This is a genomic window from Stakelama saccharophila, assembly GCF_032229225.1.
GTDB classification, from domain to species: Bacteria; Pseudomonadota; Alphaproteobacteria; order Sphingomonadales; family Sphingomonadaceae; genus Sphingomonas; species Sphingomonas saccharophila.
The window spans coordinates 2,053,600-2,070,553 of record NZ_CP135076.1 but is presented as its reverse complement, the minus strand read 5'-3'; the positions used below and the strand labels follow the sequence as shown (position 1 = coordinate 2,070,553).

General features: G+C 65.6%; 16 protein-coding genes. 3 read left to right on the top strand and 13 right to left on the bottom strand.

Going from position 1 to position 16,954, the window contains the following annotated elements; translation table 11 throughout:
* The first annotated feature begins 8 nt into the window (after positions 1 to 8).
* The gene (trxA, locus tag RPR59_RS09655; RefSeq protein ID WP_313913477.1) at positions 9 to 329 is read left to right on the top strand and encodes a thioredoxin TrxA; all 321 of its coding nucleotides are present in this window, start codon (positions 9 to 11) and stop codon (positions 327 to 329) included.
* Positions 330 to 689: 360 nt separating this feature from the next.
* On the opposite strand, the gene argJ is transcribed toward trxA, so the two are convergent.
* Positions 690 to 1,919, bottom strand: a complete 1,230-nt coding sequence (gene argJ / locus RPR59_RS09650; protein WP_313913475.1) for a bifunctional glutamate N-acetyltransferase/amino-acid acetyltransferase ArgJ — start codon at positions 1,917 to 1,919, stop codon at positions 690 to 692.
* 424 nt (positions 1,920 to 2,343) lie between these two features.
* On the opposite strand from argJ, the gene RPR59_RS09645 reads away from it, so the two are divergent.
* Both RPR59_RS09645 and secA read left to right on the top strand, forming a co-directional pair.
* On the top strand, positions 2,344 to 2,613 hold the full coding sequence (locus RPR59_RS09645; protein WP_313913473.1) for a hypothetical protein: 270 nt from the start codon (positions 2,344 to 2,346) through the stop codon (positions 2,611 to 2,613).
* A 104-nt stretch (positions 2,614 to 2,717) separates the two neighbouring features.
* Positions 2,718 to 5,477: a preprotein translocase subunit SecA gene (secA, locus tag RPR59_RS09640; RefSeq protein WP_313913472.1), complete on the top strand. Its 2,760-nt coding sequence runs from the start codon at positions 2,718 to 2,720 to the stop codon at positions 5,475 to 5,477.
* Positions 5,478 to 5,557: 80 nt separating this feature from the next.
* Here the strand turns inward: secA and RPR59_RS09635 are convergent, their stop codons facing one another.
* From RPR59_RS09635 to RPR59_RS09580, 12 genes are all read right to left on the bottom strand, one after another.
* Positions 5,558 to 6,151, bottom strand: coding sequence for a CC0125/CC1285 family lipoprotein (locus tag RPR59_RS09635; protein ID WP_313913470.1), 594 nt, complete (start codon positions 6,149 to 6,151; stop codon positions 5,558 to 5,560).
* Between the two features lie 211 nt (positions 6,152 to 6,362).
* Positions 6,363 to 6,644 carry a hypothetical protein gene (locus RPR59_RS09630; RefSeq protein WP_313913468.1) on the bottom strand — a complete coding sequence of 94 codons (282 nt, stop codon included), beginning with the start codon at positions 6,642 to 6,644 and terminating at the stop codon, positions 6,363 to 6,365.
* A complete protein-coding gene (locus tag RPR59_RS09625; RefSeq protein WP_313913466.1) occupies positions 6,641 to 7,270 on the bottom strand; it encodes a cytochrome c oxidase subunit 3 in 630 nt (209 codons plus the stop codon). Before RPR59_RS09625 ends, RPR59_RS09630 begins: the two co-directional genes overlap by 4 nt.
* Positions 7,270 to 8,937 (bottom strand): cytochrome c oxidase subunit I, encoded by a 1,668-nt coding sequence (gene ctaD / locus RPR59_RS09620; RefSeq protein WP_313913464.1) that lies wholly within the window; start codon positions 8,935 to 8,937, stop codon positions 7,270 to 7,272. The genes RPR59_RS09625 and ctaD overlap by 1 nt, the downstream gene beginning before the upstream one ends.
* Complete coding sequence (gene coxB, locus RPR59_RS09615; RefSeq protein WP_313913462.1) at positions 8,934 to 9,857, bottom strand: cytochrome c oxidase subunit II; 924 nt, start codon at positions 9,855 to 9,857, stop codon at positions 8,934 to 8,936. The genes ctaD and coxB overlap by 4 nt, the downstream gene beginning before the upstream one ends.
* Positions 9,847 to 10,638: an SCO family protein gene (locus RPR59_RS09610; RefSeq protein ID WP_313913459.1), complete on the bottom strand. Its 792-nt coding sequence runs from the start codon at positions 10,636 to 10,638 to the stop codon at positions 9,847 to 9,849. Before RPR59_RS09610 ends, coxB begins: the two co-directional genes overlap by 11 nt.
* On the bottom strand, positions 10,635 to 10,952 hold the full coding sequence (locus tag RPR59_RS09605; protein WP_313913457.1) for a hypothetical protein: 318 nt from the start codon (positions 10,950 to 10,952) through the stop codon (positions 10,635 to 10,637). The genes RPR59_RS09610 and RPR59_RS09605 overlap by 4 nt, the downstream gene beginning before the upstream one ends.
* Positions 10,945 to 11,877 (bottom strand): hypothetical protein, encoded by a 933-nt coding sequence (locus RPR59_RS09600; protein ID WP_313913455.1) that lies wholly within the window; start codon positions 11,875 to 11,877, stop codon positions 10,945 to 10,947. The genes RPR59_RS09605 and RPR59_RS09600 overlap by 8 nt, the downstream gene beginning before the upstream one ends.
* On the bottom strand, positions 11,877 to 12,380 hold the full coding sequence (locus RPR59_RS09595) for a c-type cytochrome (protein ID WP_313913453.1): 504 nt from the start codon (positions 12,378 to 12,380) through the stop codon (positions 11,877 to 11,879). Before RPR59_RS09595 ends, RPR59_RS09600 begins: the two co-directional genes overlap by 1 nt.
* Complete coding sequence (locus RPR59_RS09590; protein ID WP_313913451.1) at positions 12,377 to 12,895, bottom strand: DUF3341 domain-containing protein; 519 nt, start codon at positions 12,893 to 12,895, stop codon at positions 12,377 to 12,379. Before RPR59_RS09590 ends, RPR59_RS09595 begins: the two co-directional genes overlap by 4 nt.
* Entirely contained in the window at positions 12,892 to 14,253 is a 1,362-nt protein-coding gene (gene nrfD / locus RPR59_RS09585) for an NrfD/PsrC family molybdoenzyme membrane anchor subunit (protein ID WP_313918443.1), read from the bottom strand. The genes RPR59_RS09590 and nrfD overlap by 4 nt, the downstream gene beginning before the upstream one ends.
* Complete coding sequence (locus tag RPR59_RS09580) at positions 14,253 to 16,946, bottom strand: 4Fe-4S dicluster domain-containing protein (RefSeq protein WP_313913449.1); 2,694 nt, start codon at positions 16,944 to 16,946, stop codon at positions 14,253 to 14,255. Before RPR59_RS09580 ends, nrfD begins: the two co-directional genes overlap by 1 nt.
* Positions 16,947 to 16,954: the final 8 nt, after the last annotated feature.

Sequence of the window (16,954 nt, the reverse complement as noted above, 5' to 3'; positions counted from 1 at the left end):
AACAGAATATGGCGACCAAGCCGATTACCGACGACAGCTTCGAAAGCGACGTCATCAATGCCGGCACGCCGGTGCTGGTCGATTTCTGGGCCGAATGGTGCGGCCCGTGCAAGATGATCGGCCCCGCGCTGGAAGAGATTTCGGACGAACTGGGCGACCGGGTGACGATCACCAAGATCAACATCGACGAAAACCCGGAAGCACCCGGCAAATACGGCGTGCGCGGCATTCCCACCATGATCCTGTTCAAGGACGGCCAGATCGCCGCCACCAAGGTCGGCGCCGAACCCAAGAGCCAGCTCAAGGCATGGCTCGAAAGCGAGCTTTGAGGCGAATGCGGATGGCCCCGTTCAGCCGGCATCCGCATTCGCACCGAGTTGCCGACGCCGCAGCGGCCTGCCGATCCGTCGGATGGCGGAGTGGGGCGTCGGCAACCGGACGGCGGCATGAACCGCCCGTCGCCGCAAGCGTGCCGAGCCGCAAACCTGGTCGAGCCGCAAGCCTGGCGAGCACTCCCCGATAGGAGCCCCATTCCCGTTTGCCCTGAGCCCGTCGAAGGGCCGTCCTGAGCGCTTGCCTTTGCAGGCAGTCGAACAGGGCTGCTCTTTCCCCGATCTCAAGGAATGTGGAGGCAGATGGCATCCAAGGCCGGTCGAACGCATCACCGGCATCGCAGGCCCCGACCGGCTTCAGCTCCGATAGTCGGCGTTGATCGCGATATATCCGTGCGTCAGGTCGCAGGTCCAGACCGTCGCGCGGCCGTCGCCCAGCCCCAGGTCCACGCCGATTTCGACCTCGGCGTCCTTCAGATGCGCCGCGACCGGCGTTTCGTCGTAATCCGGTACGGCCAGGCCGTCGCGCGCCACCTGCGTCGCGCCGAACCGGATCGACAATCTGTCGCGCTCGGCCGGCTCGCCCGCCTTGCCCACCGCCATCACCACCCGGCCCCAATTGGCATCCTCGCCGGCGATCGCCGTCTTCACCAGCGGCGAATTGGCGATCGACAGGGCGATCCGGTGCGCGCTCGCGTCGCTTTCGGCGCCCTCCACCGCCACCGTGATGAACTTGCTCGCGCCTTCGCCGTCGCGCACCACCAGATGGGCGAGCTGGCGGCACAGGTCGGCGAGTGCCGCGGCGAACGCGTCGGCGCCGTCGTCGTCCTCCGACGATAGCGGCCGGTTGCCCGCCGCGCCGGTCGCGAATGCCAGCACCGTGTCGCTGGTGGAGGTGTCGCTGTCCACGGTTATGCAGGAAAAGCTCTCCGCATTGGCGCTGCGCAGGGCTGCCTGCAGGAATTCCGCCTCCACCGCGGCGTCGGTGAAGATGAAGCCCAGCATGGTCGCCATGTCGGGCGCGATCATGCCCGACCCCTTGACGATCCCCACCAGCTCGACGCGCTGCCCGCCGACGACGGCGCTGGCATGCGCCGCCTTGGCGAAGGTGTCGGTGGTCATGATCGTCGCCGCCGCCTCCTCCCAGCCGCACGGGTCGGCGCTGAAGGCGGCGGCGAGGCCCGCTTCGGCCTTGTCGGTCGGCAGCGGCACCCCGATGACCCCGGTCGAGGCGACGAAGACGTCCGATGGGGCGCAACCGATTTCGCGTGCCACGGCGGCGGTGATCGTCTCCACCGCCTCGCGTCCGTGCCGGCCGGTGAAGGCGTTGGCGTTGCCGGCATTGACGACCAGTGCGCGGGCCTGGCCCAGCACCAGCGCCTTGCGGCACCATTCGACCTCGGGCGAGGGGCACCGGCTCTGCGTCGTCACGCCGGCAACGGCGGTGTCGGGGGAAAGCGTCGCGAGCGTCAGGTCGCACCGGTCCCAGTCCTTGTACCCGGCGCGCGCGATTCGCAGCGTCACGCCGCCGATGGCGGGCAGATCGGGAAAGGCCTGGGGCGCGAGCGGCGATCGTTGGCTGGACATGGCCGCGGCTATACCGGGCCGCACCGTTCAGGCAAACGGTCCGTGCGCGCTTTCTCCGGCCGCGGCACCGCCGCGTCCTTGCCGCGCGGAAAGGAACGTAGCATGAACAGAAAACGCTTTCCTACACCCCAGCCGCCGTGCCATGGCGAACACGGCGCTTTCAAACCGTGAGTATAATATCGCGCACGCCCGCATACGCCCGCGTGCGCGCGCGGGCCCGTTGAGGTGCGACTCTGTGCGACCTTTGGCGGTTTCGCGCGGGGCTTGGCGGCCGGTTCGGCGTCTTCGCCGCGGGGCAGGGTTTGCCGCCATGGGGCGGGTCGCGCCGTAATGTGCTTTTGATTAGACGAACGGGCTTCGCGTTACTATGTCGGACGCGGCCCGGCCTCGCGCCGGACCTGTCGCTCAGCCGGAAAGATCGATCTTGCGCTTGCTCCTGTTCCTTACCGCGTTGCTGACCGGCCTTTCCGGCGCGGCCGCGGCCGAGCGCACGGCACAGCCGACGCGGATCGAACGGGCCGGGCTGGCCTCGGTCGTCACCGTGCTTGCCGATGTGCGCGCGGTGGCGCCCGCGCATCGCGGCCTGATACAGCCGACGCCGCGCCGCCTTTCGCTGCGCGCCGATCCGCTCGTCCCGGCGCGGGCGCCGCTGTTGCGCCTGCCGTCCGGTATCGATCAGCGCCGCCTGGAATAGGGTTGCCGGGCGCTACCGACGCGCCCGTTCCCTCGCCATTCTCTCGCGCAGCCGCGCCGCCAGGGCGCGCTCGCGCTCATCCATCAGACGTACAGGATAATTTCATGCTCGGCGGACTTGCCAAATCCCTCTTCGGCTCCTCCAACGATCGCTACGTCAAGTCGCTGCGACCGATCGTTCAGAAGATCAACGACCTCGAACCGCAGATGCAGGCGATGAGTGACGAGGAACTCTCGCAGCAAACGGTTCGCTTCCGCGAGCGGCTGGGCCGGAAGGAGACGCTCGACGACATTCTGCCGGAAGCCTTCGCCACCGTGCGCGAGGCGTCGGTCCGCGTGCTCGGCATGCGCCACTTCGATGTGCAGATGATCGGCGGCATCGTGCTTCACCGCGGCGAGATTGCCGAGATGCGCACCGGCGAGGGCAAGACGCTGGTCGCCACGCTCGCCGTCTATCTCAACGCGCTCGACGAATCCGGCGTGCACGTCATCACCGTGAACGACTATCTCGCCGCCCGCGACGCGGAATGGATGGGGCAGGTCTATCGTTTTCTCGGCATGACGGTGGGGGTGATCGTGCCCGATCTCACCGATCAGCAGCGCCGCGATGCGTATAATTCGGACATCACCTACGGCACCAACAACGAATTCGGCTTCGACTATCTTCGCGACAATATGAAGATGGAGCGCGAATCGATGGTGCAGCGCCCCTTCTCCTTCGCCATCCTCGATGAAGTCGATTCGATCCTGATCGACGAGGCGCGGACGCCGCTCATCATCTCCGGCCCGACCGATGACCGCTCCGAACTCTATATAAGCGTGAACGCCATCGTGAAGGAGCTGGGCGACGACGATTACGAGATGGATGAGAAGCAGAAGTCGATCATCCTGACCGAAGACGGCACCGAAAAGGTCGAGCGCGCGCTGGAGGCGGCGGGCCTGCTCGAAGGATCGAACCTCTACGATTTCGAGAACACGCAGGTCGTCCATCACGTCAATCAGGCGCTGCGCGCGAACAAGATGTTCAAGCGCGATGTCGATTACCTGATCAAGGAAGGCAAGATCGTCATCATCGACGAATTCACCGGCCGCATGATGGAGGGGCGGCGCTGGTCCGACGGTCTGCACCAGGCGGTAGAGGCCAAGGAGGGCGTGAAGATCGAGCCGGAGAATCAGACGCTCGCCTCGATCACCTTCCAGAACTATTTCCGCATGTACCCGAAACTTTCGGGCATGACCGGCACGGCGGCGACCGAGGCGGCGGAATTCTTCGACATCTACAAGATGAACGTGGTCACGATCCCGACCAACGTGCCGATCCAGCGCATCGACGACGACGACATCTTCTACAAGTCGCTGGAGGACAAGTTTCTCGGGATCGCCCGGACGATCAAGGAACATGCCGAAAAGGGGCAGCCGGTCCTGGTCGGCACCGTCTCGATCGAGAAGTCGGAACTGCTGTCCGAATTTCTCAAGAAGGAAAAGGTGCCGCACAAGGTCCTGAACGCCCGCTATCACGAGATGGAGGCGCATATCGTCGCCCAGGCCGGGCGTGCCGGCGCGGTGACGATCGCCACCAACATGGCCGGTCGCGGCACCGATATCCAGCTCGGCGGCAATCTCGATTTCCGTATCAACGACGAACTTTCCGACATGGCCGAAGGTCCCGAACGCGATGCCGCGATCGAGCGCATCAAGCAGGGGATCGAGGCGGAAAAGCAGCGTGTTCTGGATGCCGGCGGCCTGTTCGTGCTCGGCACCGAACGGCATGAAAGCCGCCGCATCGACAACCAGCTTCGCGGGCGTTCGGGCCGTCAGGGCGATCCGGGCCTCAGCCGCTTCTACCTGAGTCTGGACGACGATCTGCTGCGCATCTTCGGGCCCGACACGATGTTCGCCAAGATGATGCGCTCCAACCTCGCCGATGGCGAGGCGATGCCGTCGTCACGCTGGCTGACCAAGGCGATCGAGACCGCGCAGAAGAAGGTCGAGGCGCGCAATTACGACATCCGCAAGCAGGTGGTCGAATATGATGACGTCATGAACGACCAGCGCAAGGTGATCTACGAGCAGCGCTCCGACATCATGGACGCCGACACGGTCGAGGACGTGGTCGAGGACATGCGTTTCGAGACGGTGAACACCATCGTCGCCGAAACCTGCCCGCCCGGCACCTATCCCGAGCAATGGGATACGCAGGGGCTGAAGGAACGGGCGCAGGAGATCCTCAATATCGAGGTTCCCATCGATTCCTGGATCGAGGACGAGGACGGCATCGATCCCGAGGTGGTCGAGGAACGTGTCCGGGAGGCGGCGGACGCCGTCGTGGCGCGCAAGCGCGGCGAGATCGAGGACGAGAAGACCTGGCGCCAGATCGAAAAGTCGATTCTGCTGCAGAATCTCGATCATCACTGGAAGGAGCATCTGGCGATGCTCGACGCGCTGCGCTCGATCATCCATCTGCGCGCCTATGCGCAGAAGACGCCGATCAACGAATATAAGCAGGAAGCCTTCGCCCTGTTCGAACGGATGCTGGCGAGCATTCGCGAGGATGTGACGAAGGTGCTGGCCTTTGCCGAATTCAACATGGCCCCGCCGCCGCTGCCGGAAGTGCCGGACTTCATCACCTCGCACTTCGACCCGCTGACCGGCGAGGACGATACCAACGATGTGGACGCCGCCGGTGTCGCCGGCTCGGGGCCGGCCGGTGCATCGCCGCAGCCGCCTTTCCAGACGCCGCAGCCGGCCCGGAACACGCCGGCCGGCGACGATCCGGAAGCGTGGAAGGGACAGGTCAGCCGCAATGCGCCGTGTCCGTGCGGTTCGGGCCGCAAGTACAAGCATTGTCACGGCGCGCTGCAATAGCGCGCCCGAACCGGTGCCGACATGAAAAGGCCCTCTTCCGCGGTGGTGCGGAAGAGGGCCTTTCAAGCAGTCGGGGCAGATCAGCCGCGCTCGGGCGGCCGCACCGTCGGGCCGAGATTGTCGATCACGGCGCGGGCGTCGAAGGCCCGGACATTGTCCTTGGGCTTTTCGCCCCGGCCGAGAACGATTTCCGCCATCGCCTGGTACTTGTCGATGGTGCGGACGTCGATGTCGCGGCCGCCCCAGAACGGGTCGCCATAGGGACCCCAGCCGCCCCAGCCGTAATAGGGCGAATAATACCGCCAATAGGGGTTCCAGCCACCATATCCGAACGGTCCGCCGAACGGATCGCCGGTGGCATAGGTCCGGGTCTGCTTGTCGGTGTCGCGGTGGGCGAGCACGAAATAGTCATAGCCCTGTTCCAGGGTGAGCTGCGCCGCGCGATAGAGCAGATAGCGTTCCACCGTCTCACGTGCGGTGGCACTGTTGCCCTGGAAACTGACCATATAGCGGTCGGGCTCGATCCGCTGGTCGGTATAGCCGGTCGCATTGGCACCGTAGCCGGTCGCAGGCCGATAAGGCGTCGGCGAGGTGCAGCCGGTGACCAGCAACGCGCCGGCAAGCGCGGTCCCGATCAGCGCCTTGCGAAAACGAAAAGGTCGGCGATTGAACATCAAAATCCTCCTGATGCCGGTGGGTCCGCGCTGTTGAACGGAATCGTCGGCTGTATCAGTTCTAACACGTAGCCGAAGGGAAGGCTCCCCCGGCCATTTGCGATGAACGGTGCCATATAGCGGATTGACGGGGCCTGAACAGAAGGGGGCCACGACTTTAAAAGCCGACCAAAGCAATGGCTTGGTTCAAAAGCCGGCGTTGTATGAGAAATCAGCGCGTCAGATAGTCGCTGAAGGCGAAGAGAAACAGGAAGGATGCCCAGATGGCGCCCGCCATCGCAGCCAGTCGGACCAGCCCCTCGGCGCGGCGCAACTGCATGAAGAACAGGGTAATCAGCGCAAGTTGCACCGACAGCAGGACGAGCTGGACGACCAGCCGGATCGGTGTTCCCGGTATCTGGGTGTAGCCGGCACTGATCGCGCCGAGAAGGAGCATGCCCAGCCAGGTGGCGATCGGGCCGGTCAGAAGGTATCGGCGCTCGTTTCGGGTCATTGTCGGCCTGCCAGATACAGTAGTGGATAGAGCGTCAACCAGATGATGTCGACGAGGTGCAGGTAGAGCGCCGTCGCCTCGATCAGGGTATCCCGCCGCGACAGATCCGACCGCCAGTCGATCCAGGCCAGCCGCATGACGGCACCGATGCCGATCGTCAGATGGACGGCATGGACGCCGGTCGCCGTCCAGTAGAAGGCCCAGAACTGCTCCGCCGGTCCATGCTCCAGCTTGAAGTGCGGTCCGGGGACAAGGTGTTCGCTCACATCCTTGTGGTATTCCAGCCCCTTGACGACGAGGAACACCGTCCCGAGCAGGATGGTGAGCCACAGCATGGCGCGGACGAGCGGCATCACCGACAGTCGGTTTGCGCGTTCCGCGATCGCCATGGCGAGGCTGCTCGTCATCAGGATCGCCGTATTGATCGTGCCATACCAGAAGGCGCTTTCCTTCGCGCCTTCCAGAAAGGCCTGTCCGCCGTTCCACCTGCTATGGGCGTAGAACAGGAATATGCCGGCGAAGAACAGGATTTCGGTGGTTAGAAAGGCCCACATGCCGAACGGGACGGCGACCCGCTGGCGCGCCGGGTTCTCGAACGGTTCGTGCAGGAGGAGGTCGTCCGCCATCACGGCTCCTGCGGCTTTTGCGCCTGCTCCACCTCGTCGGGCGTGCTTTCGCGCGGATGATATTTGTAGGGACCCGCTGTCACCTCGGGCGTGGAATCGAAATTCTCCTTGGGCGGCGGCGATCGCGTCTGCCATTCCAGGCCTGTGGCGCCATGCGGATTGGGCGGCGCCTTCTCTCCCTTGAACAGCGACCAGCCGAGATAGAAGAGCGGCCAGGCATATGCGAAGGCGAGGACGGCGGCGCCGACCGAGGACATCACATGCCAGGGCTGAAATTCGGGCGGATAGACGTGGTAGCGCCGCGGCATGCCCATCCAGCCCATGACGAACTGCGGAAAGAAGGTGAAGTTGAAGCCGAAGAACATCGACAGCGCGGCGAACTGGGCCAGGCGCTCCGAATAAAGGCGGCCCGTTATCTTCGGCCACCAGAAATGCAGGCCGCCGAAAAAGGCCGACACCGATCCGCCGACCATGATGTAGTGGAAATGCGCGACGACGAAATAGGTGTCGGTAAGGTGCACGTCGAGCGGCACCGACGCGAGGAACAGCCCCGTCAGCCCGCCGATCGTGAACAGGCCGACGAAGCCGAGGGCATAGAGCATCGGCGCGGAAAAGCGGATCTGACCGCGATAGAGCGTTCCCGTCCAGTTGAAGACCTTGATCGCGCTCGGCACGGCGATGACGAAGGACAGGAAGGAAAATGCGAGGTTGGCGAAGGCCGACTGCCCGGACACGAACATGTGATGGCCCCAGACCATGAAGCCGATAACGGCGATCACCACCATGGCATAGACCATGAACTGATAGCCGAAGATGCGCCGGCGCGCCTCGCAGGTGATGATCTCCGACACCACGCCGAAGGCGGGCAGCACCATGATGTAGACGGCCGGATGGCTGTAGAACCAGAACAGGTGCTGGAACAGCAGCGGATCGCCCCCGGCGCGCGGATCGAAGATCGGCAGGCCGAAGGCGCGCTCGGCCGTAACCAGCAGCAGCGACATGGACAGGACCGGCGTCGCCAGCACCATCACCAGGCTGGTCGTGTACATCGCCCAGGCGAACAGTGGCAGGCGCATCCAGGTCAGCCCCTTTGCCCGCAGCATGTGCGTCGTGGCGATGAAGTTGACGCCGGTCGCGATCGAAGAGAAGCCGACGATGAACACGCCCATCGCCGCAAGCAGCACATGGCTGTTCGAATAAAGCGTCGAAAATGGCGTGTAGAAGGTCCAGCCGGTGTCGACGCCGCCGACCACCAGCGCGAACAGCGTCAGCAGGCCACCGACGACGAAGATGTACCAGCTCAACAGGTTCAGGCGCGGAAAGGCGAGGTCCTTCGTACCCAGCATCAGCGGCAGCAGGAAATTGCCGAGCGTCGTCGGGATCGACGGCACCAGGAAGAACCAGACCATGATGATGCCGTGCAGCGTGAAGGCGCGGTTATACTGGTCGTTGGTCAACAGGTCGGCCGCCGGCGTGACCAGGTCCATCCGGATCAGCGTCGCGGCGATGCCGCCGAGAAAGAAGAAGAACGTGATCGAAAGCGCGTACAGGATGCCGATCCGCTTGTGATCGGTCGTGAGCAGCCACGAGCGGAGATCGGTGCCGTTTTGCAGATAGCTGGGCGAGCGCAGCTCGCGATCGACCAGCGCCGTGGCGCGCGTGCTCATTCGACCGCTCCTCCGTTCGGCGACTTCAGATAGGCGATCAGCCTGACGACGTCGTCTTCGCTGGCGATGCCCTGATAACTCGGCATTACCGGCTTGTAGCCGGCGACGACGTCCTTTTGCGGCCGCAGGATGGAATCGTGGAGATAGGCCTCGTCGACGGTCTTGAACCCGCCATCGGACATCGGCTGCTTTCGCCCGAAGATGCCGGCGAGCGAGGGCGCCCGGACGCGTGCCGATTCCCCGTGGCAGCCGGTGCAACCGAGCTGTCGGAACAGGCGCGCGCCCTGTCCGGCGAGCGTGCCATGGGTGTTCACGCCGCGGCTCCAGCGGGCATAGTCCTGTTTGGGCATCACCACGATGCCGCCGGTCATCTTGGAATGGTCGGTGCCGCAATATTCGGCGCAGAAAAGGTGATAGGTTCCAGGCTTGGTGGCGTTGAACCAGGTTTCCGTATAGCGTCCGGGCAGGACGTCCTGCTTGATGCGGAAGGCCGGCACGAAGAAGCTGTGGATCACGTCCTGCGACGTCATCACCAGGCGAACGGGTACGCCGACCGGTACGTGCAGCGCGTTGATTTCACGCTGGCCGTTGGGATGCTCGATCTTCCACATCCACTGCTTGGCGACGACATGGACCTCCATGGCGTCCGCCGGCACCTCGTACTGCGAGGTTTCCATCGAGGCGGCGAACCAGAAGAGGAACAGCGCCACGAACAGCGTCGCCGCGGTCCAGCCGAGTTCCACGTCGCGCGCGATCCAGTCGGGCAGCCGCCCGCGCCTCGCCTTGGAGCCGCGCCGGTAACGGATCGCGAAACCGAATATGAGCACGCTGACCACGCAGATGATCACGGCGGAAAGACCGACCAGAAGCAACAGGAGATGGTCGATATGCGGGGCGAGGGTCGAGGCTTCAGGCAGCATGCCGGCGCCTCCATGCCATGCGCAGGAAGAACAGCCCGAATGCGAGCAGGATAACCACGCCGCCCGCTTTCAGTGCGGTCGCAATCGTGGCGCCGTAGATGCCGCTCGCCGCGGCGAATCCGTAGCAGACGGTGGCGACATGGGCGAGGAAGCTCTGGTTTCCGCCTGCGCTGCCGCCACTGCTTTTCAGCGCCTTTTCCAACAGGGACGGCACGAGCGCCGTCTCCGGCAGCAGCTTCGTCAGCCTGCCGTCCGCATTGAAGATATAGGCGCTCGCATCATGGGCGTACTGGTCGGTCGACGGATCGTAGACGGCGGTAAAGCCCAGGGCGCTTTCGGCCTTGGCGATCGTCTTCGCATCGGCGCTGAGCAATTCCACGTTGCGGACGATCTCGGGCAGGGAATCAAGCCGCCGCTTCGCCATGGCGCGTGCCTCGGCCGGGCCGTCCTTGGGGTCCAGCCCGAGGATCACGAACGCGACATCCTCGCCGACCCGCATGTCGCCGTCGGCGAGCGCGCCGGCAGTCAGTGTCAGACCTGGGCCGCAAATGTGCCGGCAGGTATAGTCGGCGAACAGCAACACGGTCGGCTTGCCCGCGACAAGGTCGCCCAGACGGACATGCGCGCCGCGCTGGTCGGTCCACATCGTATCGCCGGGCATGCGCGCGTCCGGCGACGGGCGCGTGCCGGCCCGCGCAATGTCGTTGGGGCTCAGTTTCGCGGCAGCAGGTGTTGCCGCCGTGATCGCCAACAGCAGAACGAAAAGCGCCCGCCCGATCATGGTCGCGCCTCCGGCCAGTCGGGAATGCCGTCGCGCAGCACGATCCGCTTTGCCCGCGTTACGGCGGGGTCCTCGGGCTCCGCCGGATCGGGGACGTCCGAGGCGACGGTGGGACGGCTGATGCCGGTATCCAATCCGGGGGCGGGAAATTGCTGCGGCTGGCGATACGTCCCCGGCTGCAGCGTGACATTGAACCAGGTTCCCGTCGCCAGAACGACGAGCAGCAGGCAGAGCGGCACGCCGACGCCGATCAGCGCGCCCTTGCGGAACGGCACGTCCCAGCCTTCGTGGCGATCGTCGGATTCGTCAGCCATGCGCCTCCTGAAGATTGCGGCGACGCGCAAGGGCAAGCGACCATGCCGCCATCCATGTGATGACCAGGGCCTGGACCAGCGCCGCCAGCCACGCTCCGCTCACGAACCAGAGATTGATGAGCGCCAGCGCCAGCAGCGAACACAGCGCCGCGACCCGGCGCCCGGCTTCGCCGTTCGAGAGGGTCAGGCTGATGATCGGCCCGAACAGCCCCAGAAGCAGCGCCGCGCCCGCCATCGCCGACATGGCGTTGTCGCGTTCCAGATACCAGTCGACCTGACTCGGCAAGTCGGCATACCATTTGATCAGATAGTCCATGAAGATCAGATAGCTGAGGGCCAGGCCCATCGCGATCAGCATGTAGGACATGTCGCGCCGCAGGCCGCTGTCGCCGAGCCCGAGGATCAGCAGCCCTGCGCAGGCGCCGCCGATCTGTTCGGCGGTCAGGATCATCCCGATCGACGATATCGGGTGGCCGAGGCTGCCGCCCAGCAGCCAGTCATAGGCGACGATCGAGACCAGAACCGCATAAAGGGCGAGCGAGACGGCAGCGAAGGTCAGCGACGCTCCGCGAACCAGGCATAGACCGACAAAGGCCAGCGCGCCGATGGCCGCAATCGTCCGCCCGGCGATGAACCAGGGGCTGCCCCATACCGACAGGTGGGACGGAACGTTGCTTGCGAACTGCGCTGGAAGGATGGGCAGACCGGCAAGAAGGATGATCGGGGTGGCGGCTGCGATTACGCCGAAGGGGCGCCAGTCCGCGCCGACCACGCGGCCGATCATCAGCATCAGGACCGCACCCAGCACGGGCGCGCCTGCCGTGAGGAATCCGGCCCGCCATCCTGCCGCGACCGCCACGGGGTCGATCAGGAGCGCCAGCAACGCCGCGGCCAGCGCGACAGCTCCGATGGTCCAGGCGCGCATCACCGAGCCTCCCTTTCGGGCCCGGCGACCTGCAGCGTCTTCACATAGGCGGCGATTGCCCAGCGGTCGGTCGGCGGCACCCGGTCGGCATAGCTGTACATGACCCCGTAGCCGTCGGTAATGACGTCGACGATGTGCCGGGGCGGTGCGTCCCTGAGCCGCTCGGTGTGATAAGAAGGCGGGGCGGGAAAGCCGTGCCGGACGACGATGCCGTCGCCCTCGCCGCGTTCCCCATGGCATACGGAACAATAGATCGCATAGCGTTGCTGTCCGCGTTCCAGCAGTGCGGCGGTGATCGGGGGAGCATAAGCGAGCGCCCGGTCGCGCGCTATGTCCTCGAACGCGACGGTGCCTGCCGGCGGCGGTGCGCGCTGCGGTCCGCCGGGCCAGAGGGTGGGGCTTTCCATCCGGTCGTTGCGCGGCTGGTTCTTCATCGACAGGTCGCATCCGGCCGCCAGCGTGCCCGCCGCCACGGCAAGCAGGAGGGAGGGCAGGCACCTCATGCTTCGACCAGGCGGCTGTGGGTGGCCCCGGCATCGGCCAGCAGGGCCATCGCGGAATTGGCGCTGTCGTCCGTGTCGCAGGCGAGCGCGAGGACGAAGCTGTCGCGCGATGCGTGCATCACCTCTTCGAAGTCGAAGGCGGGATGGTTGAGCCGTGTCAGGCGTGCCGCCACGAACAACGCGATCACGCCGCCGACCGCCCCGGAAAGCGCGAGGAATTCCGTCGCCGGAACGATGAAGACCTGCCAACTGAACAGCGGCCGACCGCCGCTGTTGAAGGGGTAGTCGTACGCCGTCCACCATTCGAGGACGAAGAAGGCCAGCGCACCGACAATTCCCGCGACCGCGACCGTCCAAACGACCGCGCGCGCCTGATAATGTTCCGGCAAGCTGGATGGCGGGAAGGGGCACCACTCACCGAGCACCCGAAGTCCGCGGTCGCGCGCATGCGAGCGCGCCCGCACGAACGGCGCCTCGTCGTCGAACCGGGCGATGGCGACGGCGATATGGCTCATGCCTTGCGCTCCCTCGCGAGCAGCTCGCGCGTTTCGTAGATGGAACAGACCGGCAGCAGGCGGGCGAAGACGAGGAACAGCCAGACGAACGCCGACAGTGTCCCGATCAGGATGGCGAAGTCGACGAAGGTGGCGGAATAGAGCTGAAAAAAGCTGGGTTCATAGCCGGTCGAAAGCGTCTCGATGATGATGACGATCCGCTCGATCCACATGCCGACCAGAACGGCAAGCGACACGCCGACCAGCGCGAAGACGTTCGTCCGCGCGCCGGGCCACCAGAAGATCTGCGGCACCACGACGTTGCAGAGGAGCATCGTCACATAGAGCGGCCAATAAGGGCCGTTGAACTCGAAATCGACCACGCGCAGTTCCGCCGCCTCGCCGCTCCAGGCGGCGCTGAACCATTCCATCGAATAGGACGCGCCCATGACGATGGCGGAGGCAAGTAGGATCTTGGCCATGGCGTTGAAATGCGCGGGCAGGATGATGCCCTCCAGCCGCATCGCCCAGCGCAGCGTCAGCGCGATCAGCACCACCATGGCAAAGCCCGAGAACAGGGCGCCGACGACGAAATAGGGTGGAAACAGGCTCTCGATCCAGCCCGGCATCATCGAGGCGGCGAAATCGAGGCCGACGATCGAATGCACCGAGCAGACCAGCGGCACCGCCAGTACCGCGAGCGCGCGGTGCAGGCGTTCCTGCGCCCGCCACTGGGTTGGCGTGCCCTGCCACCCCATGGCGAAGAAGCCGTAGAAACGGCGCCAGCCGCGGCGTCCGGGGCGATCCCTTACCGCCGCCAGGTCGGGGATCAGGCCGACATAGAAGAAGATGACCGAAAACAGCAGGTAGCAGAGAATGGCCCAGAAATCCCACACCAGCGCCGAGCGCCACTGCGGCCACAGACCCATGGTGTTCGGATAGGGCGCCATCCAGTAGAAATAGTTCTGCCGCCCCAGGTGCAGGATCGGAAACAGACCGGCCATCGATACCGCGAACAGCGTCATCGCCTCGGCGAAACGGTTGATCGAGGCGCGCCAATGCTGCCGGGTCAGGAGCAGCAGCGATGATATCAGCGTGCCGGCATTGCCGATACCGATCCACCAGACATAATTGGCGATGGGAAATCCCCACACTACCGCGGTATTGTTGCCCCACAGGCCCGGTCCGTAGGCGAGACTGAACCCTATGGCGGCAAAGCCGATCACGGCCACCACGAGACTGATGCCGAAGGCGATCCAGTAAGATTTGCCGGCCTTTCGGTCCATCAGTGGCGACAGCACCGTTTCGGTGACGTGGTCGAGCGTTTTGACCGAGGGGAGGGTCCACTGTCGGTCGCTGTCGCGGTGATGCGCCTCCATCACGCCTCACCCTCGTCATTGACGGTGCGCGCGAGATAGGTCGTGCGCGGCTTCGTGCCCAGATCCTCCAGCATCGCGTAATGACGCGGATCTTCCTTCTTCCTGCTGACGGCGCTGTCCGGGTCCGAGATGCTGCCGAAGGTGATGGCGTTGGTAGGGCAGGCGGCCTGGCAGGCGGTCACGACCTTGCCGACCGGCGTGCCGTTCGCATCGGCATCGTGCTCCGCGGCGCTGATCCGCTGCAGGCAATAGGTACATTTTTCCATGACGCCGCGGTCGCGCACGGTCACGTTCGGATTGCGCTGCGCGGTGATGGAGGCGTCGTCCGCATCGCCCCAGACCGAACGGCTGGAATAGTCGAAGAAGTTGAACCGGCGGACCTTGTACGGACAATTCGCCTCGCAGGTGCGCGTGCCGATGCAGCGATTATAGACCTGCAGGTTCAGCCCTTCGGAATTGTGGACCGAGGCCTCGACCGGGCAGACGGGTTCGCACGGCGCCTTTTCGCAGTGCATGCACGGCACCGGCTGGAACCCGGTGACGTCTTCCGCGCTGATGACGTAGCGGTCGACCCGCAGCCAGTGCATGTCGCGACCCGCGTCCATCTCTTCCGGGCCGATCACGGGGATGTTGTTTTCCGCCTGACACGCGACCACGCAAGCGTTGCAGCCGATGCAGACGTCGGTGTCGATCGTCATCGCCCATTGCGGATCGGGCGCATCCTTGGCCGCGTGGTTCGGGAGCAGCGTCGGCTGGTGCTTCTTTTCCGGCACCTCTTCGCCCGGCGCGATCACGCGGAAGATCTTCTCCAGCTCTCCGTCCAGCGCGAAGACGCCTTGCGTGCTCACCGTCGGACCGCGCTCGCCGGTCGGGGTGAGCGTGACGGCTTGCGCGCCCGACAAGCGCCATGCGTTTTCGCCGATCCCGTCGGCCACCGCGCCGGAATCGTGCCGGCCATATCCGGCCATGATGGTGACGACGCCGCGTGCCTGACCGCTGGTTCCGCGAGCGGGCAGGGTGATCGATTGCTCCCCGGCCGCGATGCGGATCAGTTCGCCGTCGCCGATCGCCCGCTCGCGCATTTCGTCGATGTTCAGGCGCGCGCTGGCACCCCAGACTTCCTTGCTGATCGGATCGGGGCATTCCTGCGCCCATGCATTGTTGGCGCGCACGCCGTCCCACAGCGTGGGGGAGGGGCGGATTTCCAGGAACGACGCATCAGCGGAGCGGATCGGCGGAAGGACGAGCGAACCCGCCGTCACCGGTTGCGGGCTCGGCGCGCTATCCGGGACGACGCCGGCCACCACCGCTATCTTCCAGGCGGTGTCGTCGAGATTCGCCCAGGTCGTGCGTACCCGTCGCAGGCTTTCGGCGGTCGCCGCGGGATCGCCGATCAGGGCCAGCACGTCGGAGGCCGCGCGGCTGTCGTAGAAGCGCTGGACCAGCGGCTGCGCGATCGACGCCGTGCCGTCGGGACCGCGCCAGTCGTTCCATTCCTCCAGCGGATGGCTGATCGGCAGAACCCAGTCGGACAGCGCAACGGTTTCGTTCGGGAACTGGGATGCCGTGACCGTCAGCGGCACCTGCGCCATCGCACCGGCGAAGTCGAGAGCGGGCGGCGCGGCATATACCGGATTGGCCTCCAGCACGATCAACGTGTCGATCGCGCCGGCATGCATGTCGGCGGCAAGCCCGGTTAGGTCCCGTGCCTGCGTGCCGGTATCGCCGACCGGCTCGATCCAGTCGAGCGGTGCCGCGAGCAGGGCATTGGCCCATGCGGCGAATGCGTGCATCTCCGCCGGTTCGCTGCGGCCGGCGAGGACAAGCGCGCGGCCCTTGGCCTGCGACAGGTCGCGCGCCGCCTTGGCAGCGAATTCGACAAGCGGCGCCGGCGCGTCCGGCGCATCCGTCGCCCCGCCCAGCGCGGCGGCCAGCAGATGCGCCAGGCGCGCGAGGTTCGCCGGGTCCAGCGCCAGCCGCCGGTCCGCCATGGCGCCGGTATTGGTCAGCGACGGCTCCGCGACGTAGAGGCGCGGCGGCGGTGACGCCCTGCGCCGTTCGGACCAGTGTCGGGCGAAGGCAATCTGGTCCGGCCCGGGACCCAGCGGATCGGCGCCGATGGCCAGGATCACGTCCGCATCCTGCGGCCGGGGGCGGGGGAGAAGCCGCTTGCCTGTCGCCATTTCGGCACCGGCAAGGACGGTGTCGTGGTCGAGCGGTTCCCAGGCGACATGGCGTATCGCCGGGAAGCGGCGGCGCAGCCGATTGAGTTCTCGCAGTTGCGTAGGCGAGGTGATGCGACCGGTCAGGATCGCGATGCCTTCGCCGCCGGCCGTCGACCGGCGGGTATGGATCGCTTCCGCCGCGGTGGCCCAGCTCGCGATGCCGGGCGGGCCGCCGACCGTCTGCAGCCGTTGCGGATCGTAGAGATCCAGCAGCGCGGTTTCGGCGAAGAGGTCGGTTGCACCGAGGCTGGCCGGATGCGTCTCCAGCCCTTCGAGCTTGATCGGCCTGCCGTCGGTGACGAGACCGGTTACGCCGCGGCCGTAACCCGCAAGCGGCACCGTTGTGGCATAGCGCCGGATGCTGCCCGGCAGCGTGCCCTCCGGCTGGTTCACGTAAGGATAGATTTTCTGGTTGGGCGGCGTGCAGCCGGCGACGGTGGCCGCCGCGCCGCCGGCGATGAGGCGCAACAACGCCC